This is a genomic window from Streptomyces sp. NPDC014623, from assembly GCF_043088245.1.
Taxonomy (GTDB): Bacteria; Actinomycetota; Actinomycetes; order Streptomycetales; family Streptomycetaceae; genus Streptomyces.
Genome location: NZ_JBIBZU010000035.1, coordinates 1 through 25132, shown reverse-complemented (window position 1 = coordinate 25132; position 25132 = coordinate 1). Strand labels below are relative to the sequence as shown.

Here is a 25132-nt window from a genome sequence, read left to right as displayed (position 1 = left end):
CGACCCACCACGAGGAGGCCCCATGGGCATCGACGACGCCGACACCGTCTTCCAGGTCGTCATCAACGAACAGGACCAGTACTCGATCTGGTTCGCCGACCGGGCGGTGCCCGCGGGCTGGGCCGCCGCGGGCCCGGCCGGCACCAAGCAGGAATGCCTCAAGCACATCGAGCGGGTGTGGACCGACATGCGTCCGCGTTCGGTCCGCGAACGCTCCGCCTGATCGCATCCGACACTAGGACGGGAGTCCACCGAATGAGCGGGCAGCACGAGATCAGTTCCCTGACGTCCGAGGAGAAGCGCGCGCTCCTGGCGGGCCTCCTGGACGCCTCCGCGAACGTCACCAGCAACCTGACACTCGAGCAGCGCCGGTTGTGGCTGCTGATCCAGCTGGACGAGAAGCGGCCCTGGCAGACCAGCGTCGCGGTGCGGCTGACCGGCCGGACCGACGAGGCCGTGCTCCAGCAGGCCCTGTCGACGGCCGTGCAGCGCCACGAGGTGCTGCGTACCACCTTCCGCACGGTGGACGGTCACCCGCTGGCCACCGTCAGGCCGGTGGCGTCGCTGCGGCTGCCGGTGGTCCAGGTGGACCCGGACCGGCTCGACGAGGAACTGGCGCGCATAGCGGCCTCCGAGACGCGCCGACGGTTCGACCTGGCACAGGGCCCGCTGGTGCGGGCGAGTCTGCTGCGGCTCGGCGAGGAGGACCACGTCCTTCTGCTGACGGTCCACCAGCTCGTGGCCGACCGGCGCTCGGTGCGGCTGTTCACCGACGAGGTGCTCACCGGGTACGCGCGGCTGCTCGGCGGGAGTGGGGAGGAGGCCGCCGGGCCGGCCGCCGAGCCGCAGGCGTTGGCCGCCGCCCAGCGCGCCTGGCTGACCGGCGACGACGCCGAGAAGGACATCGAGTACTGGCGCGACCACACGGCCGGTCTGAACGCCCTGGAGCTGCCCACCGACCGGCCGAGGCCGCCGGTGAAGACCATCGACGCGGACGTGGTGTCGGTGGCGGTGCCGCGGGAACTGCGGGACCGGCTGGAGGCGTTCACGTCCGGCACGGGGCGGCGGCTGTCCCGGCTGCTGCTCGCCGGCTGCACCGCGGTGCTGTCCCGCCACGCCGAGCAGCGCGCGTTCGCCGTCGGTGTGCCCGTGCCGCCGTCGTGGCAGGAGGGCGCCGAGAACCTGGTCGGCCCGCTGGAGAACACCCTGCCGGTGCGTTTCGACCTGGGCGCCGGCGAGTCCTTGACCACCCTGCTGGGGCGGACCGACTCGGCCCTGGACGAAGCCCTGGAGCACGCCCGGCTCCCGTTCGAGCAGATCGTGGAGGCGGCACACCCGCCGCGCGACCTCAGCCGTACCCCGCTGTTCCAGGTGCTGTTCGGCTTCGAGGAGGAGTGGAGCAGCCGGGAGCTGCCCGGGGTCACCGCCACCCGGCTCGACCTGCCGGTGACGTGGACCCCGCACGACATCGACCTGTACGCGGTGCGCCGCAACGGGGAGCTGTCGCTGCGGGCCCACTTCAACACCTCGCTGTTCGACCGGGCGACCGTCGAGCAGTTCCTGGACCGGACGCTGCTGCTCCTGAACTCCGCGACCGCGGACCCCGACCGTCCGCTGTCGGACCTGTCGCTGCTGTCCGGGCGGGACCGGGAGCGGCTGGAGGCGTGGAACGCCACGGCGACCGGCTACACCGGGCCCCGGCTGCTGCACGAGCTGGTCGCGGAGGCCGCCGCGTCCCGTCCGGACGCGCCGGCGCTGACGTCGAGCACGGCGGAGCTGAGTTACGCCTCCATGGAGGCGCGGGCCGAGGCGCTGGCCGCGCGGCTCGCCGGTCTCGGCGCGGGCCCGGAGTCGTTGGTCGGCGTGCTGGCGGACCGGTCGGTGCACACGATGGTCGCGCTGCTCGGTGTGCTGAAGACGGGTGGCGCGTACGTGCCGCTGGACCCCTCGTACCCGGCGGACCGTATCGCGTCGATCGCGGAGGAGGCCGGGATCCGGGTGCTCGTCGGCGACCAGGGAACGCTGGACGGGCTGGACGGGAAGGCGGCGGACCTGGAGCGGGTGGCGGTGCCGACCGCCGATCCGGACGGCCCGGTGACACGGCCGGCCGTGGAGATCGGGCCGGACAACCTGGCCTACGTCATCTACACCTCGGGTTCCACCGGCCGCCCGAAGGGTGTGGCGGTGGAGCACCGGCAGATCACGCACTCCACACTGGCCCGTTCGATCCTCGAGGAGCCGGGGCTGCCGGAGCGCTACCTGGTGCTGGCCCCGTTCACGTTCGACGCGTCGGGCGGCGGTCTGTACTGGACGCTGATGCGCGGCGGCACCGTCGTCGTGCCGTCCGAGGCGGAGGTGCTGGACCCGCGGCTGCTCGGTGCGCTAATCCGGGACAAGGACGTCACCCATGTCGACGGGGTGCCGTCGCAGTACTCGGTGCTGCTGGAGACCGAGCCGGAGCCGTTCCCCTCGGTGCGGACGACCGTGCTGGCCGGTGAGGTGCTGCCGCCCAGCCTGGTCGAGGCGCACCGGCGGCGCTCCCCCGGCGTGGCCCTGTTCAACGAGTACGGCCCCACCGAGGCGACCGTCTGGGCGTCGGTGCACCCGGTGACCGCCGAGGACGCCGGGTCCGGCCGGGTGCCGATCGGCCGGCCGATCCCCAACACCCGGGTGCATCTGCTGGACAAGCGGCTCAACCCGGTGCCGCCCGGTGTCCCCGGTGAGCTGTACATCGGCGGCGGCGGTGTGGTCCGCGGCTACGTCAAGAGGCCGGGGATGACGGCCGGCAGCTTCCTGCCCGACCCGTTCTCCGAGGAGCCCGGCGCCCGGCTGTACCGGACGGGGGACCTCGCCCGCTACCGGCAGGACGGCAGCATCGAGTTCCTCGGCCGGGCCGACACCCAGGTCAAGATCCGCGGCTTCCGGATCGAGCTGACGGAGATCGAGAACGTCCTGCTGCGCCACCCGTTGGTCGCCGAGACCTCGGTGATCGCCCGGGAGGACCAGCCGGGCGTGCCGCGCCTGGTGGCGTACGTGGTCCCCGTCGTCGGCCGGGTGGTGACCAAGGAGACCCTGATCAAGCATGTGCTGGCGCAGGTGCCGGACTACATGGTGCCCAGCGCGTTCGTGACGCTGGAGCGGATGCCGCTCACCCCGAACGGCAAGATCGACACGGCCGCGCTGCCCGCCCCGGACCTCGGCATCGAGGACTTCGTGGAGCCGGGGACGCAGCTGGAGGCGGAGATCGCGGAGACGTTCTGCTCGCTGCTGGGCGTCTCCAAGGTGAGCGCGGTGGCCGACTTCTTCGAGCTGGGCGGAAACTCGCTGCTGGTGGCGCGGCTGACGGCGCAGCTGTCCCGGACGCACGACGTGACGCTGCCGGTCGAGCAGATCTTCCGGGTGCCCACGGTGGCCGGCGTGGCCGCGGCCATCGAGGAGGACCGGCGGCAGCGGGACAACGTGGACAGCGAGGTGCTGTACGCGCAGCAACTGGAGGAGCTGCACGCGGAGATCACGCTGCCCGAGGAGATCACCCCCGGGGACCTGCCGCACTCGGAGTGGTTCGCGCCGCGCCACGCCCTGGTCACGGGCGCGACCGGATATCTGGGCGCGTTCCTGGCGGTGGAGCTGATCCTGCGCACGGATGCGCTCGTGCACTGCCTGGTCCGGGCGGAGGACGAGGAGGAGGCGTGGGAGCGCATGGAGGCCACGCTCCGCAAGTACCACGCGTGGGACGAGTCCTACCGGTCCCGGATGCGGATGGTGGTCGGTGACCTGGCCAAGCCGCGGCTCGGCCTGGGCGAGGCGGAGTGGGCCGCCGCCGCGGCCGAGCTGGACGTGATCTACCACAGCGGCGCGGTGGTCAACTTCACCTACCCGTACGAGGCCGCCCGGCCGGCCAACGTCGAGGGCACCAAGGAGGTGCTGCGGCTCGCCACGACCACGACGCTCAAGTCGGTCCACTTCGTTTCCAGCGTGGACGTGTTCATGGGCACCGGGGCGGAGCGGCCGTTCACCGAGGAGGACCTGGACAGCCGTCCGATCCGCATCCCCACCGGCTACCCGCGCAGCAAGTGGCTGGCCGAGCGGATCGTCTACCTGGCCCGCGACCGGGGCATCCCGGTGACCGTGCAGCGGCCGTGGATGATCACCGGCCACACGCAGACGGGCGCCTCGCACCACACGGACTACCTGTACGTGTACCTGCGGGGCTTCCTCGACCTCGGGGTGCTGCCCCTCTACAACGATGTCATCAACGCGGTGCCGGTGGACTTCACGGCGCAGGCCATCGTCCACACGTCGCTGCGGGAGGAGAACTTCGGGAAGAACTTCAACATCACCAACCCGGCGCCCACCACGATGACGCAGTGCTACCAGTGGCTGCGGTCGTTCGGCTACGACCTCAACGTCATCGACGAGGAGGACGCGCGGCAGCGGGCGCTGGGCGTCGACGAGGACCACATCCTGTTCCCGATGACCCCGCTGCTGCGGGTCGCCTCGATGCGGCACGCCGCGCTCGACCCGGAGCTGCAGAAGCAGATCGACCCGCAGGACGAGTGCCGGGTGCTGACCGAGGCGCTCGAGGGGTCGGGCATCAGCTGCCCGCCGGTGACCGAGGAGTGGGCGCACGCCTGCTTCCAGTTCCTGGTCGACGGCGGCTATCTGCCCGCGCCCGAGGACGTCGTCGTTCCGCAGGGATCCGGCAACTGACCGTCAGACCGTCAGAACAAGGAGAGCTCGTGGAAGCACGCGATTACTCCCGCAGGGACCGACCGGGAGCTGATCACCGATGATCCGATACGTGGACCTGGACGCGGCCGAGGCGGCCGCGCTGGACGAACTGACCCGCTCGGTCCTGCGGGACCACGGGGCGAGCAGTGCCCCGTCCCTGCTGGACGACCTGTCGCTGGTGGCCCATCGGATGCCGCCGCGTCTGATCCGGGAGCTGCGGCGGTTCCGGACCGCCGAGGAGGCGTCCTGCCTGGTCGTGCGCGGCCTGCCGGTGGACGACCGCCGGCTGGGGCCGACGCCGCTGGACTGGCGGGAACCGCCTCGGGAGCCGGAGTCGGAGGTGCACGAGGTGTTCCTGACGCTGGCGACGGCGCACCTCGGTGACATCTTCGGCTGGTCGACGCTCCAGAACGGGCGGCTGGTGCACGACGTGCTGCCGGTGCCGTCGCACGAGAACGACCAGAGCGGTCACGGAATGGTGGAGCTGGCCTGGCACACGGAGGACGGTTTCCACCCGTACCGCTGCGACTATCTGCTCCTGCTGGGGCTGCGGAACCATGACGCGGTGCCCACGGGTGTGGCCGACGTCGACGAGGTGGTGCTGAGCGACGAGCACCGTGAGGTGCTGAGCCAGCCCCGGTTCCTGATCCGGCCGGACACCGAGCACCTCCGGCACGCCCGGGCGCTCACCGCGGACCGGGGCAGCCCGCACGCGGTGCAGCTCATGGAGGACGAACCGGAGCCGTGTGCGGTGCTGTTCGGGCACCCGGACCGGCCGTACCTGCGGATCGATCCGGCGTTCATGTCGCCGCTGCCGGGTGATCCGGAGGCGGCGGCGGCGCTGGAGGCGCTCACCGCGGAGCTGCAGCGGAACCTGACCGACGTGGTGGTGAGCCCCGGTGACCTGCTGGTCATCGACAACTACCGGGTGGTGCACGGCAGGGCCGCGTTCAAGGCCCGGTTCGACGGCACGGACCGCTGGCTGAAGAAGGCGGTCGTCACCCGGGACCTGCGCAAGTCGCGGGCGCACCGGAAGTCGCCGGCGGAGCGCGTGCTGCTCTGACGGCTTGTGAACACACCGAGGCGACCGGGCGGGTCCCGTCCGGTCGCCTCACCACGACAGCACACCTGAAGGGAACGAACATGCCCCCGTCGCCCGTGTCCCGGTCCGTGCGCACGCCAGTCCTGGTGACCGGTCCGGTGGATGGTCCTCCGGCCGGGGCGGCCGGACCCGCCGAGGTGCCCGTGGGCGGCCGCGCCGGGCTCACCGCCGGCTGCTGGGTGGTCGAAGGGCCGCTCGATCCGGGGACGCCACGGATGCGGATCGCGGGCGGAGGACTGGACGTTCCGCTCACGGTGCTGGGCCCGGGGAGCGTCGGGACGGACCGTGCGGAGTGGGGCGAGCTGATCCGTGAGGAGACGGCCGCCGCGGAGGCGGAACCGGGCCCGGCCCGTGTGCTGCTGGCCCGGCTCGACGCGGGGCGGTCCCTGCTGGTGGTGGTCACCGAGGACGCGCTGCCCCCGGCGGCGGTGATGCGGTGGCTGCTGACGGACGACACCCCGTTCCCGGCGGCGGTCGGCGCGGGGTCCGAAGACCTCTCCCTGAGCGCCGTCGGGCCGGAGGACGGGCAGGCCGGCGCCGCCGAGCGGGGACCGTCGGGGCTGCCGGACGGCGGTGACCGGGCCTCCGGGTACGCGCGGACGGTACGGGTCCCGGCCGGGCGGGCCGCCGCGCGGCTGCGCTCCGCCGGGGTGCCCGTCGAGGCGTCGCTGCCCGTGGCCCTGACGGTGCTGCGGGTGCGCTGCGGCGGCTCGCCCGGTACGGGGATCGTCGTCGCGTCCGACGCGCCGGTGGCGGTCACCCCGCGGGTGGCCGAGAGCGTGTCCGGGACGGTCGCGCTCCGCGAGGGCGGGCACGCGCTCGCCTCGGGTGTCCCGGTCCACCCGGGGTTCCACGCGGCGCTCGCGGTGGCCCCGTGCGGGGTGACGGAGCCGGAACGGGTCGGCGCGTGCACCGCGTCGGCGGTCCGGCCGCCGGACTCGGTGGCCCACCACGGGCTGCTGGTCGCCCTGGAGGACGACCAGGTGCGGATCGACCACGACACCGGTCTGTACGAGGAGGGCGCCGTCGTCACGTTCGCCGCGCGGCTGCTCGCCGTCCTGGACGAGCTGCTCGACGACCGGCCGGTGCACGGGATCGTCGGTGCCGGGGCGGCGGAGCGGGCCGCGCTCGCGGAGTGGTCGCGCGGTGCCGAGGGTGCGGTTCCAGCCGTCTGTCTGCACACGCTGGTCGAGGAGCACGCCGTGCGGACGCCGGACGCGCCGGCCGTGCTGTGCGGGGAGACCGAGCTGACCTACCGACGGCTGGACGAGGAGGCCAACCGGGTGGCCCGCCTGCTCCGCGCGGCCGGGGTCGGCCCCGGAGGGCTCGTGGCGCTGCTGACCGAACGCGCGGCCTGGTCGGTGACGGCGATGCTGGGCGTCTTGAAGGCCGGCGCCGCCTACGTGCCGGTCGAGCCGACATATCCGCCCGAGCGTGTCCGGCGCATCCTCGACGACTCGGGCGCCCTGGTGCTGCTCGCCGGCCGGGAGCCTGAGTACGCGGTGCCGGTGCCGGTACTCCTGGGCGACGAGGCGGCCGGGCTGCCCGGCACCCCGCTCGGCGTCCCGGTCACCCCCGACGACCTGGCGTACGTCATCTACACCTCCGGGTCCACCGGGACGCCCAAGGGCATCGGCGTGCACCACGGGGCGATCGTGGTGTCCACGGCGGCCCGTGCGGTGGCCGGCCCGCCGCCCGGCCGGGACCTGGTGCTGCCGCCGCTGTGCTTCGACGGGGCGGCGGGCGGCATGTACTGGGCGCTGACCTCCGGCGGCGCGGTGGTGCTGCCCACCGAGCAGGAGGCGCACGACCCGATGGCGCTGCGGAAGCTGCTGGAGTCAGCGGCCGTCACCCACGTCCACGCCGTGCCCTCGCACTACCGGATCGTCCTCCAGGTCGCGGGCCGGGAGGCGCTCGGCCGGCTGTCGATGGCGGCCGTGGGCGGGGAGCCGCTCGGCCCGGAGATCGTCGCCGAGCATCTGCGACTGTGCCCGCAGGCGCCGCTGTTCAACGACTACGGGCCGACCGAGTGCGCGGTGTGGGCCACCACGCACCGCTGCGGTCCGGCGGAGGCGGCCGGCGCGGGCATCCCGATCGGGCGTCCGGTGCCCGGGTACCAGGCGTACGTGCTCGACGGCGGGCTGCGGCCGGTCCCGCCCGGGGTGCCGGGCGAGATCTGGCTCGGGGGGCCGGGGGTGGCCCGTGGCTACCAGGGCCGTGCGGCGCTGACCGCCGAGCGGTTCCTGCCCGATCCGTACCGGCCCGGCGGGCGGCTGTACCGAACGGGCGACCGCGGGCTGTGGGGGCAGGACGGGCGGCTGCGCATCCTGGGCCGGGTGGACCACCAGGTGAAGGTGCGCGGTTTCCGGATCGAGCTGGGTGAGGTCGAGGCGGCGGTCCGCAGACATCCGGCCGTCAGCGAGTGCGCGGTGCTGCTGCGGCAGGACGGCGCGGCCGAACAGCTTGTCGCCTTCGTGGTCGTGGGATCGCATGTGACCGTGCCGGAGTTGCAGCAGAAAATCGCCGAGTCGGTACCGGAGCAGATGCGCCCCCACCGCATCGTCATGGTGCCGCGACTGCCGAGAACTCCAGGGGGAAAGGTGGACGCACTGGCTTTGCGCACCCTGCCGGTTCCCAGCTAAACGGGCACGGCCGATGACCGAACGGGCATCGCCGATAGCCGTTCCCGATAAACCGTTCCGTTCAAGCCATCCTCCCTCTCCCGTGGCACACATTGCACTCTTGCGCCGCCACCGGAAAGACTCGGCCAAGGTAACCCCATATGGGCGTTCAAGTTGGGTATAGACATGACAAGTGGAGCTCTGTAAGGTCCCCGTTGGCTGCGATGATTCCGACACCTGGAGGATGATCTTGCCGATCACCAATGGTTATTCATCTCTCGACACAGGTGGTTCGAGCGAGGGGAAAGACGACCATGTCCGCGATGTTTTCTTTCGTATTCTCGGGCCATTGGAAGCAGTCGTTCGCGGTAAACCGATCCGGGTGGGCCGCAATCGCCAGTTAACTGTTCTGGCGGCGTTACTGCTCAATGCGAACCGCGTCGTCCCGGTCAATTCACTCATCGACGCCGTATGGCGTTCCGCTCCTCCCGCCACGGCGGACAAGCAGATCCAGACCTGCGTCTGGCGATTGCGGAACGCATTCGCTGCCGCCGGTGCGCCGGTCGACCTGATCGAGACCGAACAGGGCGGCTATCGCATCCGGCTCGACGAGGAGGATCTCGACGCCCACGCGTTCGAGAAGGCGGTGCGCCGGGCCCGGGAGCTGACGGCCGCCGGTGACCTGGAGTCCGCTTCCGCCGAATACCAGCGGGCGCTCGCCTTCTACCGGGGCCAGCCGCTCGCCGACATCTCCGGGCCGCTCACCTACGCGGTGGCCGCGCACTGGGAGGAACGCCGCTTCTCCGTCCTCGAGGAATGGCTCGACATCGGGCTCACCCTCGGCCGGCACGCCGAACTCATCAGTGAGCTCAAACCGCTGGTCGCCGAATATCCGATGCGCGAGCGGCTGTGCGCCCAGTTGATGACCGCGCTGTACCAGTCCCAGCGTCGTGCGGAGGCCCTGGCCGTCTACCGCAACAGCTGCCTGGCCCAGATCAAGAACCTGGGACTGGAGCCGAGCACGGGTCTTCAGGAACTGCACCAGAAGATCCTGGCCGGCGAGCCGATCGCCCCGCCGGTCGCCGTCGTGGCGCACCAGCCCTGGCCGGGCGCCAAGGTGCCCGCTCAGCTGCCGCCCCGCATCAAGGACTTCACCGGCCGGCGCGACCTGCTCCAGCGCATCACCTCGGACCTGCGCGCGGGCGGCGAACCGCGCGTGGTGGCGCTGGCGGGATGCGGCGGCGCCGGCAAGACCGCCCTCGCGATCCACGCGGGTCTCGCCCTCCAGCAGCACTTCCCCGACGGCCAGCTCTACGCCGACCTGCGCGGGCACACCGACCCCGTGCACCCGCAGGAGGTGCTGAACGGTTTCCTCGACGCGTTCGGGGTGCCGGAGCAGCGCATTCCCGCCGGTCTCGCCGCCCGGGCCACGCTGTTCCGCAGCATCACCGCCAGCAAGCGCCTGCTGATCGTCCTGGACGACGTGGCGGAGTCCACCCGTTACGAGGCCCTGCTGCCCAGCGGCGAGAGCGCGGTCCTGTGCACCGGCCGGGCCAGTCTGCTGAAGATCCCCGGCCTGACCGAGTACCGCGTCGACGGGCTGCCCACCGACGAGGCACTGGACCTGCTCGCCTCCCTGGCGGGCGTAGAGCGGGTCTTCGCCGAGGTCGACAGCGCCCGGCGGATCGTCGAGCTCTGCGGCCACCTGCCGCTCGCCATCCGGGCCGCCGGGGCACGGCTGCGAGCCCGCCCCCACTGCACCCTGCGCGGCTTCACCGACCGGCTGGCGACATGGCAGGACCGGATCGCCGAACTGTCCATCGGTTCCCTGGACATGGGGGCGCGGCTCGACTCGACCGTGGAGCAGCTGTCGCCGCTCGCCTACCGGTTGTGGCTCCGGCTCAGCATGTGCGACGTGGACTCCGTGCCCGAGTGGATGGCCTTCGCCGTGTCCGACCGCCCCGGCGAGGACACCCAGCGGCTGCTGGACACCCTGATCAACGCTCACCTACTGACGGTCACCCAGGACCGGGCGCCGGACGGCCCCCTCTACTCGTTCAACCCGCTGGTGCGCGACCACGCCCGGCAGCGCGCCGCGACGGAGTTCGGCGCCCTGGCCGGACAGGACGTGGTGGACCGCATCGCCCTCGCCCCGTCCGGGCGGGAGGGTGCGGCCGGGATGTCCGGCGCATTGTTACGGCCGGACAAGGAGTGCACGGTCTATGGCACTCAGACGGTATGACGGGGAGGCGGGCGGCTCCCGCCCCGAGGACCGGAACGCGTCCGCGCCGGCCCGCCTGAGCGATCCCCGCCCCGGTGAGGGACCCCACGACAGCCCCGGGCACCCCGGCGCCGGCCGGACCGGTACGGAAGGGACGCGGCGCACCACCGGAGGGCGCTGGGTGTTCCCGACGGCCGTCGCCGTGTTCGCCGCGCTCTGTGTCTCCCTGGTCGCCTGGAACAGCAGGATGCCCGCCGCGCGAGGGACGGACGCGCCGGCCGGCGCCTTCTCGGCGGCCCGCGCCGCCGCACACGTACGGGAGATCGCCACCGCCCCCCGGCCCAGCGGCTCCGCCGCACACACCCGGGCCCGGGACCACATCGTCCGCACCCTCACCGCGCTGGGCCTCGACACCCGGGTGCACACCGGGGCGGCGGCATCCCACCGTCCGGACCTCTCCCCCGTCGGCGCCGACTCCCGCTACGCCGACCTGCGGCTGCACAACGTTGTCGCCCGCCTCCCCGGCACCGCGAGCACCCGGCCGGTCGCACTGGTCACCCACTACGACTCCACCGAGGCGGGGCCCGGCGCCAACGACGCCGGGGTCCCGGTGTCGGTGCTGCTGGAGACGGCCCGTGCGCTGCGGGAGGGGCCGCCCCCGCGCAACGACGTCCTCTTCGTGTTCACCGACGCCGAGGAGAGCGGACTGCTCGGCGCGCAGGCCCTGGTGGCCGGACCGGGTACGCTGCCGCCGGACACGGTGATCCTGAACTTCGAGGCCAGAGGCAGCAGAGGTCCGAGCCTGATGTTCGAGACGGGACCGGACGCCGACTGGCTGGTGCGCACCTTGACCGAGTCGGCGCCGGACGCACGGGCCGACTCGCTGCTGGACGCCGCGTACCGCTACATGCCCAACCTCACCGACTTCACCGTGTTCCAGGAGGCCGGGCACCAGGGCCTGAACCTGGCCTATCTCGACGGCTACACCCACTACCACGGCACCGGTGACACCCCGGAGCGGGTGGACCCGGCCACCGTCCAGCACCAAGGAGAGCAGGCCCTCGGCCTGGCCCGCGCACTCGCCTCGGCCGACCTGACGCACACCCCGGCCGGGGACTCCGCGTACTTCCGGGCGGGCGGATGGTTCGTCTCCTACCCGCTGGGCGCGGCGCTGCCCACCGCGCTGGTGACGGCCGGGCTCGGCCTGGCGCTGCTGCTGCGGCTCCGGGCGCGTGGCACGCTCACCGTGGGTGCCGTCCTGCGGGGGTTCGCCGTCGCCCTCGGGCAGCTGCTGCTCGCCGCCGGGGCCGCGTTCGGCCTGGCGCCTTTGGTCGCGTCGGGACACCCGGAGTTCGCCCACTACTACGACATCGACGGCCAGGTCCCGGCCCTCGTCGGGTTCCTGTCGCTCGCCCTGGCCGTCGGCTGCGCGCTCGCGCTGGTCGCCAGGCGGTGGGCCGGCGCCCGGGCACAGGTGGCAGGGGCCGTGCTGCTGTGGATCGTCCTGTCCGTCGTGTCGGCGGTGCTGCTGCCCGGCGGGAGCCACGTGTTCGTCTGGCCGACACTGGGACTGCTCTGTGCCGCCGCCGTGCTCACCTCGCGGGCCGGGGACACGGCAGGGGGCCGGGTGCTGGCCGCCGCCCTGGGCACGGTACCGGCCGCCCTGCTGGTGTTCGCGCTGGTGCCGCTGCTCACGAACGCCCTGGGCCTGGGGCTGGTGGCCGCGCCGGTGGCCGTGGCGGCGCTGCTCACGGCGCTGCTGCCGGGGGTGCTGCCGGTCCTGCCCCGGCTGCTGCCGGTGACCGCCGCCGTGGTCGCGACGGCGATGCTGGCGGGCGCCGCGCTGCTGCCCCGGGAACCGGAGAACCCGGTACGGGCCGACCTTCTGTACCTGTGGGATGCGGACCGGCGCGCGGGCCACTGGATCAGCGGGGTCCCGGCGGACGAATGGAGCGACGACTTCCTGCCCGCCGACGCCGAGCCGGGCTCGGTGGAGGATCTCTGGCCGGGCTGGCGGGTGCCGGTCCGGCGGGGCCCGGCCGAGGCGTTCCCGCTGCCCGGCCCCCGGGTCACCACGCAGGTGGTCGCGTGGACGGCGGACGGCGGACGCCGGGTCCGGGTGACGGCGGCGTCCAGGCGGGGCGCGGACCAGCTGGTGGTCCTCGTCAGCGGGACCGCCGTCCGCGGCTGGTCCCTGTCCGGGGTGCCCGGGCGGCACGCCGACGACCCGGCCGGTGACGCCCCCTGGGAACTGTGGATCCGTCATGTGCCGGCGCGGGGCGCGGAACTGGAGCTGGAGCTGGGTGCGGGGCCTGCGACGGTCCGGGTCGTCGACCGTACGCAAGGCCTCCCCGGGCCGGCGGCCGGCGCACCGGACGGCACCCGGCCGCCCGCGCTCGGGGTCGCCTCACTCGGAGAGGCGTCCCTGGCCGCCACCACCCGGACGCTGGAGTGAGGCGGTGCGTGACGTCGTGCGACCCAGGTCGTGCGGAACATACGACCGGGGGTGGCGCGTTCGGCGCCACCCCCGGTCCCCTTCGGTCGGGTCAGCCGGACGCGGTGGCCGACGGCTGCGGGGCGAGCCCCTCGGCCACCTTCGCCGTCGCCTTCTTCAGTGAGGTGCACACCTGCGGGGTCATCGCCGTGGTCCGGCCGAGCCGCAGTTCCACGGTGTTCCGCTCCCCCGCGTCCAGGAAGATCTTGCACACGCCGTCCAGCGAACCCATCAGCATGACGGCGTCGTGGTCGCCGAAGCGCATCGTGCTCCGTTTGCCCTGCCCGGTGGCCGTGTCCTCCAGCGGCCGGTCCCGCAGCAGCACGGTGAGGGTGCCGAAGTCGTGGCTGTGTGCGGTACAGCCCTCCCCGGACATCTCGCTCACCGAGGGCTCCCCGAGGCCGAACTCGACGGTCAGCGGACGCAGCACCTTGCAGGCCGGGGTGTCGTCCGCGGCGGAGGCCCGCACGGCCGAGTCGGGTTCGGCCCCGCAGGACACCAGCCCGAGGCAGGCGCAGACCAGCGCGGCGGCCGTCCAGGCGCGCCGGGCGGGTTGACGGCTCATAGCGTGTCACTCCGATCTGTTCGGTGGCGGGAGGATGCTCCCCGGGCAGGACCTGGCCGGGTGGTCAGCACTGGAGGACCGCGCACGCCCAGTGCATGCCGCGGCCGTTGGTCGCGAGGGCCACGAGGTCGCCGGGCGACAGCTCCCCGGCCTCATACGTCCGGGCGAGGGAGAACAGGTGGTCGGCGGCGCCGAAGTGCCCGTGCCGGCGAGCCAGTTCGGTGTTGGTGCGCTCCAGCGGCACCCCGATCAGCTCCGCCTGCGCCGCCAGGACCCGGGCGTTGTCGTTGAGCAGCAGGAGCCAGGCCAGGTCCTCCTCGGCGCACCCGGCCTGACGGCAGGCCCGGTGCACGGCGCGCGCGGTGCGGTCGTCGATCTCCTCGGCGTACGCGGCCAGCCGCCCGGCGTCGTGCTCGAAGTACTCCACCACGTCCCAGGAGTCCCGTACGGAGGGTGTCCCGGCGCCGGGCGCGAAGGGCTGTCTGGCGCCGCCGACGTCCATGCGGAAGAAGTCGGCGTACCGGCCGTCGGTCTCCGCGTACGAGGCCCGCCAGCGCAGGGTGGGCGCGTCGCGTACGGCGAGGGCGGCGGCGGCCCCGTCGGAGAACAGCAGCGAGTGGGTGTCCAGCCGGTTCCAGTACGCCTCGACGGTGCGGTTGGCGCCGACGACCAGCGCCGTGCCGTAGCCGGGGTGGGTGGCGAAGCGTCCCGCGAGCGTGTCGAGAGCGGTGACCCCGCCCGCGCAGCCCTGGTCGACGAGGACCGCCTCGGCCCGGCTCAGGCCGAGTTCCCACTGGACCCGGGCCGCCGCGTCCCAGTAGAGATGGTCGGCGAGGTCGGTCAGGGCGAGGACGAGCAGGTCCACCTCGCGCGGGTTCACCCCCGTCAGCGCCCGCCGCCCGGCCTCGACGGCGAGATCGGTGACGCTGGTGGCGGGCGCGGCCCGGTGGATGAAGTCGTACCCGTATCCGAGGACGCGCTCGACGTCCTCGGTGTATTCGGCCACCACGTCCTTGACGGCGGTCTCCTCGCCGAGCGCCGTGCCGAAGGCGGTCAACCCGTACGCCACAAGAACTCCTCACTGCCCGTCGACGAGTTCGACGAGCTTCTCCGCGTCGTGGAGGGCGTCCGCGACGGCGCGCAGGAAGGCGACCGCGTCCCGGCCGTTGACCACCCGGTGGTCGTAGGCGAGTCCGAGGGTCACCACGGTGGTGGAGGCGGGCACCCCGTCCTCGAGGACGAGCCGGGTGAGCGGGCCGCCCACCGAGACCATGCAGAGCTGCGGCGCCATGACGATCGGCTGGACGAACAGCACACCGGGTTCCGTGTTCAGCGACACGCTCAGGCAGCCGCCGGACAGCTCACCCGCGGTGAACTCGGCGCGGAACGCCTTCAGCCGGAAGTCCATGAGGTCGTCGGAGAGGTCGGCGAGGGAACGGCCGGCACAGTCCCGCAGCACGGGGATGTAGAGGCCGTTCCCGGCGTCCACGGTGACGCCGATGTCCACGGTGTCGGCGAGCCGCACGGTCCGTTCGTCCACCAGGGTGCCGAACAGGTGCGGGAAGGCGGGGTGCGCGGCGGCCACGGCCTTGACCACCGCCTCCGGCAGTCCCACCTCGGCGCCGGTCTCGTCCGACAGGGTGCACAGTCTGGCCAGTACCGCGTCCACGGTGACCTCGACCGCGGCGAAGGCGACGGGCACCTCCCGGTGGGCGCGGGTGACCACCGCGGCGGTGCCCTGCTGCGCCCGGTCGAGCACATGGGTGCGGGCGGCGGCGGGGCCGGGCTCCTGGGCGCGAGCGGGCTCGGGAAGCGACTTGGGAAGGGGCTCGGAAGGGGCCGCGGACCGGGCCTCGGGTCCGGGGGCGGCGGGCGGCGCGGCGAGGAGTTCGGCGAGGAGTTCCCCGACGCCGACCTCACTGCCTTCCGCGGCGCGCACCCGCAGATGCCCGGCGGCCGGTGCGGCGATCTCCTCAACCGCCTTGGAGGTCTCCAGCTCGACCAGCGGGTCCCCCTCGTCGAGGTACGCGCCGTCGTCGGCGAACCACCGGACGACCAGGTAGGCGGTGTCGTTGTTGTTGAGTTTGGGCACGGCGACCGGCACCCCGGCCACCGGCTCGGCGCTGTCCGCGGCGGCGGATTCCGGTTCACCGGCCCCCGCTCCAGGGGTCTCCGGCGCGGTGGTCTCCGGCCTTGGGGTCTCCGGCCCGGTGACCGCGAGCGGGGTGGCAGGCGGCGGGGTGGCCGGCGCGCGGGGCGGCAGGGACCGGGCCGCTCCGGCCTCGATCTCCTCGGCGATCCGTTCCGCGCCGAGCAGCACCCGCGCCTCCAGGTGCGGCGCGGTCGGCACCACGGAGTCGGCCGAGTTCAACAGCAGTACGGGCGCGCGCAGTTGCGCCCAGATCCTCGCGTGCACCCGGGCGGCGATCTCGGCGCCCCAGGTACCGCCCGCGGTGCTCTCCTCCGCCACGGCGACCAGGCGGGCGTCCGCCAGCAGCGGCAGCACCGGCTCCAGGTCGGGCGGGTAGAGCCGGGCCGGGACCAGGACGTGCGCGGCGATCCCCCGGGCGCGCAGCAGCCGTGCGGCGTCGAGGGCCCGGTGCGCGGTGCCGCCGGGACAGATCAGCGCCACGTCGGCGGCGGTGCCGTCCATGGAGGAGATGTGCGCCCAGCCGGTGGGCCCGCCGCGCAGCGCGTACCGGTGGTGCTCGTCCACCACCCCGTCGCGGAACATCCGCCGGGTGTAGAGGACCTTGTCCTCGAAGAGCATCGCGGGCCCCCGGTCGAGGCCCTCGGCGAGCTGCTCGTACGGGTCGTGGAAGGGACTCGTCTCGTACAGCGCCAGGTTGGGCACGCCGAGGAAGTGCTTCTGGAGGCTCTGGCTGTGGGTGGGGCCGTAGCCACGGTTGCCGCCGACGGGGCAGCGCACCACGACCGGCATCGGCACCCGGTCGCCGTACATGGTCACCGACTTGGAGATCAGGTTGAGTATCTGGTCGAAGGCGAGCGCGGCGAAGTCGCCGAACATCATCTCCACGATCGCCTGGTCGCCCGCGAGCGCCAGACCGCCCGCCACGCCGGTGATGCCCGCCTCGCTGATCGGGGTGGAGAGCACCCGGTCCGGGTGGCGGGCCGACAGGCCGCGGGTCACCTTGAAGGCGCCGCCGTACGGGTCGCGTACGTCCTCGCCGAGCAGATGCAGTGAGGTTCGTTCCTCGAACAGGCGGTGCAGGGCCGCGTTGAGCGCCTCCACCACACGGGGCGCGGGACGGGTCACGGCGTCCCCCGCTTCGCGGTGAGCGCCGCGCGCAGGGCGCCGACGCTCCGGCAGCGGCGCACCTCGCGGGCGGTGAGCCGGATGCCGTAGGCGTGTTCGACGCGGGAGACGATCTGGACGTGTCGCAGGCTCGTCCAGGCCGCCGTGGTGGCGGTCCCGGTCTCCTCCGTCACCTCGGCGGCGGGTATCTGGAGCACCTCGGCGACGAGGGCGGTCAGTCCGCTCAGGTCGGTGGGCTCGGTCAGTTCGGCCATCGGTCCTCCGTCCTCGGGTCCGCGGGACCGGACCCCGTCCAGGTGGCGGGCGGCCGTGCCTCCACCTCGCGGGCCACTTCTTCCAGTTCGGCGCGGATACGCGCGTCGAGTTCCCGGAACGGCGCGCCCAGCCGGCCGGTCAGCTCCCGGTGCCAGTCGCCGGCCCGGAGCCGCTCCACCTCGGCCGGGTCGCGGGTGTCGTCGCCCTTGCTGTGGGGGCCCAGCCGGTGGGTGGTGAACTGCACGACCACCGGGCGGTGTTCCTCGCGGACCCGGCGCACCACGGGGGTGAGCCGCTCCCGGATGCCGGGGATGTGATGGCCGGTGATCTCCACGAAGTCGATGCCGAAGGCGGCGGCCCGGCCGGCGATCGAACCGGCCATCTGGGCGTGCGTCGGGGTGGACTGGGCGATCCCGTTGTGTTCGACGACCACGAGGACCGGTACCTGCCACAGCGCGGCCATGTTGAGCGCTTCGTAGACCGCTCCCTCGCCCCAGGTGCCGTCGCCGACGAACGCGGCGGCGATCCGGCCGTCTCCCGTGCGCTTGCAGCGTAGTCCGATGCCGACGGCGAGCGGCAGGCTCTGACCCTGCACCCCGGTGGAGAGGTAGCCGTCGCGGCGGATGTGCTGGCTGCCGCCGACGCCCGAACACACCGCGCCGGCGCGGCCCATGATCTCCGCGAGCAGTCCGGCGGGATCCCGGAACAGGGCGAGGTAGTGGCCGTGGCCCCGGTGGTTGCTGAGCACGTGGTCGCCGGCGAGCAGCGGGGCCAGGGAGACCGGCACGTACTCCTGGCCGAGACAGGTGTGCGTGGTGCCGTTGAGCCTGCCCTCGGCGAACATCCGCAGCAGCAGGTTCTCGAAGTGGCGGATGGTCAGGAGGGACTCCAGGTCCTCACGCCCGGGTACGGCGGAAGGTTCCGCGAGGGACAGGGCGGCCGGTGGGGGTGCGGCGGCCGGGGCGGCCGGTGTACGGCTCGGTTCCGGCGGATGCGCGGTCATGGCGGAACTCCTCCCTGCGGGGCTGGACTTCGTGCACACCACGTGATCGGTCGCCACGCTAGGACGCGCCGTTCTCAATCCGGTGCTCGATCCGGTCTCATCCGCCGGCCCTCGCTCTCCGGCGTCTCTTACCTCGTTCTCAGCGTGGTTGCGCCCGCTTCGCACCCGCCCGTTAACTGGCCGGAATCCCGGCGGGAAGCGGCCGCCCCGTGGTCCGGGGCAAGGCCTCCGCCTGCCGTCGTTCCGCCCCCGCGCACTGCCCGTGCGGCGGGTCCAGCCGCCTGCGAAGGAGTCAGAAGATGCCGCCGTCCCCCCAGGTGCTCATCGTCGGCGCCGGACCCGCCGGGCTCGCGCTCGCGGCGGAACTGGCCGGCTTCGGCGTCTCCTGCCAGGTGGTCGACAAGCGCACCGGGCGCAGCCGGCTGTCCCGCGCCTGCACGGTCGAGCCACGCACCCTGGAACTCCTCGACATGCGCGGCCGGGTGGGAGACGTGCTGGCCTGGGGGCGGGGGTGCCCGCATCCGCCGCTCGGCAACGAGGACGGTTACCTGGACTACGGGCTGCTCGACACGCCGTTCCCGTTCAGCCTGTCCATCCCGCAGGCGCGGACCGAGGACGCGTTGCAGGCCGCCGCGGAGAAGGCGGGCGCGGTGCTGCTCTTCGGGACCGAGATGACCAGGTTGTCGCAGGACGACGACGGGGTCGACGTCGAGCTGACCGGTCCGGAGGGTCCGACCACCGTCCGGGCCCGGTACGTCGTCGGCTGTGACGGGGTGAACTCCACCGTCCGTGACGCCCTCGGCGTGGAGTTCGACGGCTGGAACTATGATCAGTCGCTGATGATGGCCGACGCCCGGCTGAGCAGTCCGCCGGGGCCGGCCGAGTACGCGCGGATCACCCGGCGCGGCATGGCGGCCCTGTTCCCGTTCCGCGACGGCACGTACCGGGTCATCGTGCTGGACCGGGAGAAGTTCACCGTCCCCGCCGACGAGCCGCTCACCCTGGAGGACCTGAGCGAGAGCTGCGCCGCCATCCTGGGCGCGGACATCGGCATGCACAGCCCGCTGTGGCTGTCCCGGTTCCGCAGCTCGCAGCGGCACGCGAAGACCTACCGCGTCGGCCGGGTGCTGCTCGCGGGGGACGCCGCGCACACGCACATCCCGTCCGGCGGGCAGGGGCTCCAGACCGGTATCCAGGACGCGTTCAACCTGGGCTGGAAGCTGCGGGCGGTGCTCGACGGGTGGGCGCCGCGAGGGCTGCTCGACAGTTACGAGGCGGAGCGGTACCCGATCGCGGCGGAGACGCTGCGCAAGACCGACCTGTCCTTCCGCTTCGAGACCTCCGACAGTCTTCCCGCGCGGGTGCTGCGGAAGGCGGCGATGTGGTCGATGCGGATCAGGCCGGTGCACCGGCTGAACGTGCTGCACCTATCGGGCCTGACCCTGCGCTACCCGGCGGACAAGCGTGACCGGTGGACGGGCCGGCGGGTGCCGGACCGGCCCCTCGTGGCGGCCCCCGGCGGCCCGGAGCGGCTGTACGAGTTGTTCCGGAGCGGCCATTTCGTGCTGACCGGCACGGGCGGCTGTCCGCCCGCCGCCGCGGGCTGGGAGGAACGGCTGCGTGGGGGTGTGCTCGCCGAGCCCCTCGGCACAGGGTGGCCCGCGCATGTGCTGATCCGGCCGGACGGGTACGTGGCCTGGGCGGGCGTCGAGCCCGGCCGGGGGCTGACGAGGGCGCTGCGCCGCTGGTGCGGTGAGCCGCGCACGGTCGCCGGCTGATCCGGGGTTCCGGTGTCCTCCGCGTTGTTCGTCGCGCTCGTGCTGCCGGTCCTCTCCGGTGCCCACTTCTACGTGTGGTGGCGGACGGTCCGCGCCACCACGTCCCCCGGTTCGTGGTGGCGCCGGGCCGGTACGGTCCTGATCGTGCTGCTGGGGCTGCTGCTGGTGGCCGCACCGCCCGGGGAGCGCGCGCTGCCCCCGCCGCTGGCCACCACGGTGGGCTGGCCCGGCTTCACCTGGATGGCGGGGCTTCTCTACCTGACGCTTGCGCTGCTGGCGGGTGAGGCGGTCCGGCCCGTGCTGATGCGGGTCCGGCGCCGGCGCCTCGCCGGTGACACGGCGCCCGAGGACGGACGGGGGCGGTCGCACGGTGCGGGCTCCGCGCCCGGTCCGGACGTCCCGGTGCCCGCCTCGGCCGACGGGCTCCTGGCCTCCCGGCGGCTGTTCGTGAGCCGCGTCGTCGCCGTCGCCGCCGGGACCGCCGCCGGCGCCGCCGTGGGGTACGGCGCGTACACCGCGCTGGGGCCGCCCCGCGTCAGGCACCTCGTCGTGCCCCTCGCCCGGCTGGACCCGCAGGCCCACGGCTTCCGGATCGCGCTGATCAGCGACATCCATCTGAACGTGCTGGTGGGGCGGTCCCGCACCCGGCAGCTGGTGGACCTCCTGAACGGCACCGAGCCGGACCTGGTGGCCCTCGTGGGGGACCTGGTGGAGGACGCCGACGTGGCGGTCCAGGGGCGGGCCGCCGAACCGCTCAAGGATCTGCGGGCGCCGCACGGCGCGTACTACGTGACCGGGAACCACGAGTTCTACTCGGGCGCCGAGCAGTGGGTCCGCTTCGTGAGGGGGCTCGGGCTGCGTCCCTTGCGCAACGAGCGGGTCGCCCTGCCGGGCTTCGACCTGGCCGGGGTCGAGGACGCGAGCGGCGCCGACCACGGTGCCGGCCCCGACTACGAGGCCGCGCTCGGCGGACGGGACCGGGACCGGGCCGTCGTTCTCCTCGCCCACCAGCCCGCGCAGGTCACGCAGGCCGCCCGGTACGGGGTGGACCTCCAGCTGTCGGGCCACACCCACGGCGGCCAGCTGTGGCCCTTCACCCGTCTCGCGTCCCTGGTCGAGCCGGACGTCGCCGGGCTGAGCCGGTACGGGGACACCGTGCTGTACGTGAGCCGGGGCACCGGCTTCTGGGGGCCGCCGGTCCGCCTGGACGCCGACCCGGAGATCACCGTCGTGGAACTGGCGTCGCCCCGCGCCTGACCGTGTGCGCCACGGCCGGGCGCGGGGCGTCGCCGGCGGCTCAGTGGTCGCCGTGCCCGTCCAGCAGCGGCAGGCCCGCCATGTACCGGCGGAAGTAGCCCGCGGTCGGGGTGCGGGCCTCGGCGACCTGGTCGGGGGTGCCGGCCGCCACGACCGCGCCGCCGTCCGGTCCGGCGCCCGGGCCCAGGTCGATCACCCAGTCCGCGGAGGCCGCGACGGGGATGTCGTGCTCGGCGACGACCACCGTGTTGCCCGAGTCCAGGAGCAGGTCGAAGGCGTCCACCATGCGCTGGATGTCGGAGGGGTGCAGACCCGAGACGGGCTCGTCGAGCACGACCAGTCCGGCCTTGCGGCCCGCGGAGCCGCGCTGGATCGCCGAGGAGAGCTTGAGGCGCTGCGCCTCGCCGCCGGAGAGTTCGGTGGCGTTCTGGCCGAGTTGGAGGTAGCCGAGGCCGACCCGGTCCATGGCCTTCAGCGTCTCCGCCAACTGCCGGTTCTCGGTGAGGCGTTCGACGGCCTCGGCGACGGTCAGCTCCAGCACCCCGTCGATGGTCAGTCCCTGGTAGGTGATCTCCAGGGCCTCCGGTGTGTAGCGGCGTCCCTCGCAGGCGTCGCAGACCACCCACACGTCCGGCAGGAAGTGCATGTCGACCAGCTTGCGGCCGTACCCGGTGCAGACCTCGCAGCGGCCGCCGTTGGCCGCGTTGAAGGAGAACCAGGAGGCCTTGATGCCGCGCTTGCGTGCCTCGTCGGTCTCTGCGAACAACTTGCGGACGACATCGAAGGCCTTGCTGTAGGTGGCCGGGTTGGAGCGGGGGGTGCGGCCGATCGGCTCCTGGTCGACGACGGCGACCCAGCCGAAGGTGCCGGCACCGGTGACCCGGCGGACGGTGTCGCCCGCCGTTCCGGCGAGAGCCGCCTCGGTGCCGGCGCCGAGGGCGCCGAGGAGGCTGCTCTTGCCGCTGCCGCTGACTCCGGTCAGGCAGGTCAGCCGGCCCACGGGGAAGCGGACCAGGTCCGCTGTCACGTTGTGCGCGGACAGCCCGTGCAGTTCCACCCAGCGGGTGCCCTCCCCGACCGGGCGGGGGGTGCGGCGCAGCCGCGGTCCCCTCCCGGCGAGATAGTGGCCGGTGAGCGAGTGGGGATGCCCGGCGACGTCGGCGGGGGTGCCGGAGACGAGCACCTCGCCGCCCAGGCGTCCGGCGCCCGGTCCCATGTCGATCACCCAGTCGGCGCGGGCGATGAGTTCCGGGTCGTGCTCGACCAGCAGCACGGTGTTCCCGGCGGCGCGCAGCTCCAGTGCTATGTCCAGCAGATGGGCCTTGTCGGCGGGGTGGAGGCCGGTGCCCGGTTCGTCGAGCACGAAGATGATGTCGCTGAGTTCGGTGCTGAGCTGGGCGGCGAGCCGGGTGCGCTGGAGTTCGCCGCCGGACAGGGTGGCCGCGCTGCGGGACAGCTGGAGGTGGGCGAGGCCGAGACGGTCCAGCACCCGGAGTCTGCGGGCGAGATCCTGCAGGAGGGGTTCGCCGACCGTGCGCTGTGCGATGTCGAGGCCGGAGGTGACCCGGTCGCCCCAGGCGCGTACCTCGCGGACGTCGGCCTCGAGGAGTTCGGGGTAGGCGAGCCCGCCGAGCCGTACCGACCGGGCGATCTCGTCGTAGCCGCTGCCTCTGCAGGTGGTGCAGGGCATCTTGCGCATGTACGGCAGGTACCGCTCCTTCGCGGTGGGTGTCGCCGCGTTCGCGAAGACCCGCTCCACCTCGGCGAGCGCTCCGCGCAGCGGCTCGCTGGAGGTATACGTCCAGGAGGACGTCTCGTTCTTGTTCGGCATGTCGACGGTGGCTTCGATCTTCTCGTCACCCGTGCCGTACAGCACCTCGTGGCGGAACCGCTCGGGCAGCGACTGCCAGGGCAGGCCGAGGTCCACGCCGCGCTTCTCGGCCAGTGCGGGGATGAAGGCGTGTTCGCCGGAGCGCCACTTCGCGTACCAGGGGGAGGCTCCCTCGAAGAGGGGCAACTCCGGCCGCGTGATGATGAGCTCCTCCTGCGCCTGCCAGAGTCCGCCGACGCCGTGGCAGGCGGAGCAGCTTCCCTCCGGGGTGTGCCGGTCGAAGTGGGCGGAGCTGAGGCGGCCGTCACCGGGGAGCGCGTCCGGGCCGATGGCGGGGAGCCGGGAGTAGAGCAGTCCGAGGTGGCCGTCGATGCCGGTGATGGTGGCGACGGTGGAGCGCGGATTGCGGTTGAGCCGGCGCTGGTCGACGGCGAGGGTGGCGCCCAGGCCGAGGACCCGGTCCACCTTGGGGCGGTTGCGCTGGGTGATGTACTGCCGGACGAACGGCGAGAGCCCCTCCAGGTACCGGAGTTGGGCCTCGTTGTGCAGGGTGTCGATCGCTAAGGAGGTCTTGCCGCTGCCGCTGACGCCGGTGAAGGCCACCACCCGCCCCTTGGGGATGCTCACGGCGACGTCGCGGAGGTTGTTGGTCCGTGCTCCCACCACCTCGATGGTCTCCGAGGTGCGCACGCTTGCTGTCATGGTGTCAGTCCTCTCCCTACGACGGGAAGGGGGACGCACGGGACCGGAGCGCCCGGGAGGGCCGGGTCTCCTCGTCCTGAGCATCTCGAAGGCCCTTCCCGGATGGATCACCGAGGCTACTACGCGACGCCGACCGCACTTCTCCGGGAGAGTCCTTCGAGCAGCTCCAGGGCACGGTCCGTCGCCTCGTACGGCACGAAGAGGTGGTCGTGGTGGAATCCGGCCACCACGTTGCAGCTCATCCCGGCCCCGGCGAGTTCCCGGGCGACGGCGGCCGTCAGGCCGACCGCGTCCAAGGCGGAGTGCACCCGCAGGACCAGCCACCCGGCCACGTAGTCGTACCGGAGCCCTGCCGCCTCGGCGTCCTCCTGCCGCAGCACCAGGGTGAGACCCTCCGGTTCGGTCACCGTGACGGCCGGGGTGACCCCGGGCGGGATTCCGCCGGCCACAGTGGTGAACACGTAGCGTCCCGGATTCAGTTCGGGCCGCATGTCGGTCAGGAGTCGTCGCAGGTCAGTTTCACCGGGCACGACAGACACCCTATACAGCCGGGCGGACAGACCACGCACCGTGACGTGTCGCCCCTTCGGTGGAGACAGCGTCGGGTGGTGACGGGCGGGCGCCAGTCATTGCGCTCGGGCGGTCAGTCCCTCCAGCGCGGGGATGACCGTGCGGAGGTCGTCGCCCTCCACCGCCGTGCTCGCCAGGGCGCGGACGTCGTCGGGGGCGTTGAAGGCGATGCCGACGCCCACCGCGTCGAGGAGCGGGCCGTCGTCCGGACACGCAACGACGGCGGCGCAGGCAGTGAGGGGGAGGCCGAGTTCGTCGGCGCGCCGGGCCGCGAAAACCCGTTGGTCCAGGTCCTTCGCCGGAGTGCCGGCGCGGCCGGTGAACGGCCGGCGCGTGTCTCCAGGGGCCGGCCCGCGTACGAGTGGAAGCCGAACCGTTCGGCCAGGTGGGCCGCTATCGGCGCCCAGCCGAGGGAGGAGGCGACCGGTACCAGTCCGCTGCGCCAGCACCAGTCAGTGGTCTCCTGCACGCCGGGAGCAGCTCGAGGTCCTCCAGCTCGGCGCGCAACGCCTTCTCGGACACGCCGGCCCAGTGGGCGGGGTCAGGGTCCGCGCGCAGGCAGAGGCGCTCCTCGACGTGACGGGAAAGGTCCCTTCCCGGCGCTGTCACGTTGTTGGGGACGTGGGTGTCTGACGGGGTGTCAGGGTGTGGCTGGCCCAGGCGTCAGCCTAGGCTCAAGCTGTGGTGGGCTGGCCGGCGGCGCCTGTGATCTGGTCCCAGATCGC

The 25132-nt window shown here is 73.1% G+C and carries 16 protein-coding genes; 8 read left to right on the top strand and 8 right to left on the bottom strand.

Annotation, left to right across the window (positions count from 1 at the left end):
• Positions 1–22 precede the first annotated feature (22 nt).
• From ACF1FZ_RS33315 to ACF1FZ_RS33290, 6 genes are all read left to right on the top strand, one after another.
• Complete coding sequence (locus tag ACF1FZ_RS33315; RefSeq protein WP_006129821.1) at positions 23–223, top strand: MbtH family NRPS accessory protein; 201 nt, start codon at positions 23–25, stop codon at positions 221–223.
• 32 nt (positions 224–255) lie between these two features.
• A complete protein-coding gene (locus ACF1FZ_RS33310) occupies positions 256–4710 on the top strand; it encodes an amino acid adenylation domain-containing protein (RefSeq protein ID WP_391777116.1) in 4455 nt (1484 codons plus the stop codon).
• Positions 4711–4789: 79 nt separating this feature from the next.
• Positions 4790–5794, top strand: coding sequence for a guanitoxin biosynthesis L-enduracididine beta-hydroxylase GntD (gene gntD / locus ACF1FZ_RS33305; RefSeq protein ID WP_391777115.1), 1005 nt, complete (start codon positions 4790–4792; stop codon positions 5792–5794).
• 80 nt (positions 5795–5874) lie between these two features.
• Positions 5875–8475 carry an amino acid adenylation domain-containing protein gene (locus ACF1FZ_RS33300; protein WP_391777114.1) on the top strand — a complete coding sequence of 867 codons (2601 nt, stop codon included), beginning with the start codon at positions 5875–5877 and terminating at the stop codon, positions 8473–8475.
• Between the two features lie 361 nt (positions 8476–8836).
• Positions 8837–10696 carry a BTAD domain-containing putative transcriptional regulator gene (locus tag ACF1FZ_RS33295; protein WP_391777113.1) on the top strand — a complete coding sequence of 620 codons (1860 nt, stop codon included), beginning with the start codon at positions 8837–8839 and terminating at the stop codon, positions 10694–10696.
• Complete coding sequence (locus tag ACF1FZ_RS33290) at positions 10677–13130, top strand: M28 family peptidase (protein ID WP_391777112.1); 2454 nt, start codon at positions 10677–10679, stop codon at positions 13128–13130. The genes ACF1FZ_RS33295 and ACF1FZ_RS33290 overlap by 20 nt, the downstream gene beginning before the upstream one ends.
• Positions 13131–13221: 91 nt before the next feature.
• Here the strand turns inward: ACF1FZ_RS33290 and ACF1FZ_RS33285 are convergent, their stop codons facing one another.
• The 5 genes from ACF1FZ_RS33285 to ACF1FZ_RS33265 all read right to left on the bottom strand — a co-directional run bounded on the left by ACF1FZ_RS33285 (position 13222) and on the right by ACF1FZ_RS33265 (position 18269).
• The gene (locus tag ACF1FZ_RS33285; RefSeq protein ID WP_391777111.1) at positions 13222–13734 is read right to left on the bottom strand and encodes a hypothetical protein; all 513 of its coding nucleotides are present in this window, start codon (positions 13732–13734) and stop codon (positions 13222–13224) included.
• 64 nt (positions 13735–13798) lie between these two features.
• Complete coding sequence (locus ACF1FZ_RS33280) at positions 13799–14803, bottom strand: 3-oxoacyl-ACP synthase III family protein (protein ID WP_391777110.1); 1005 nt, start codon at positions 14801–14803, stop codon at positions 13799–13801.
• A 9-nt stretch (positions 14804–14812) separates the two neighbouring features.
• Positions 14813–17011 (bottom strand): 2-oxo acid dehydrogenase subunit E2, encoded by a 2199-nt coding sequence (locus ACF1FZ_RS33275; protein WP_391777109.1) that lies wholly within the window; start codon positions 17009–17011, stop codon positions 14813–14815.
• On the bottom strand, positions 17008–17265 hold the full coding sequence (locus ACF1FZ_RS33270) for an acyl carrier protein (RefSeq protein WP_006129812.1): 258 nt from the start codon (positions 17263–17265) through the stop codon (positions 17008–17010). The genes ACF1FZ_RS33275 and ACF1FZ_RS33270 overlap by 4 nt, the downstream gene beginning before the upstream one ends.
• Entirely contained in the window at positions 17253–18269 is a 1017-nt protein-coding gene (locus ACF1FZ_RS33265) for a thiamine pyrophosphate-dependent dehydrogenase E1 component subunit alpha (protein ID WP_391777108.1), read from the bottom strand. The genes ACF1FZ_RS33270 and ACF1FZ_RS33265 overlap by 13 nt, the downstream gene beginning before the upstream one ends.
• A gap of 299 nt (positions 18270–18568) precedes the next feature.
• Between ACF1FZ_RS33265 and ACF1FZ_RS33260 the strand changes: the two genes are divergently transcribed.
• Entirely contained in the window at positions 18569–20047 is a 1479-nt protein-coding gene (locus tag ACF1FZ_RS33260; RefSeq protein ID WP_391777107.1) for an FAD-dependent monooxygenase, read from the top strand.
• A 12-nt stretch (positions 20048–20059) separates the two neighbouring features.
• Positions 20060–21304 carry a metallophosphoesterase gene (locus tag ACF1FZ_RS33255; RefSeq protein ID WP_391777106.1) on the top strand — a complete coding sequence of 415 codons (1245 nt, stop codon included), beginning with the start codon at positions 20060–20062 and terminating at the stop codon, positions 21302–21304.
• Between the two features lie 40 nt (positions 21305–21344).
• Here the strand turns inward: ACF1FZ_RS33255 and ACF1FZ_RS33250 are convergent, their stop codons facing one another.
• The 3 genes from ACF1FZ_RS33250 to ACF1FZ_RS33240 form a co-directional block, all read right to left on the bottom strand.
• Positions 21345–23837, bottom strand: a complete 2493-nt coding sequence (locus ACF1FZ_RS33250; RefSeq protein ID WP_391777105.1) for an excinuclease ABC subunit UvrA — start codon at positions 23835–23837, stop codon at positions 21345–21347.
• A 119-nt stretch (positions 23838–23956) separates the two neighbouring features.
• Positions 23957–24367 carry an ACT domain-containing protein gene (locus ACF1FZ_RS33245; RefSeq protein WP_225655554.1) on the bottom strand — a complete coding sequence of 137 codons (411 nt, stop codon included), beginning with the start codon at positions 24365–24367 and terminating at the stop codon, positions 23957–23959.
• 96 nt (positions 24368–24463) lie between these two features.
• Positions 24464–24589, bottom strand: a complete 126-nt coding sequence (locus ACF1FZ_RS33240) for a hypothetical protein (protein WP_391777104.1) — start codon at positions 24587–24589, stop codon at positions 24464–24466.
• Positions 24590–25132 lie beyond the last annotated feature (543 nt).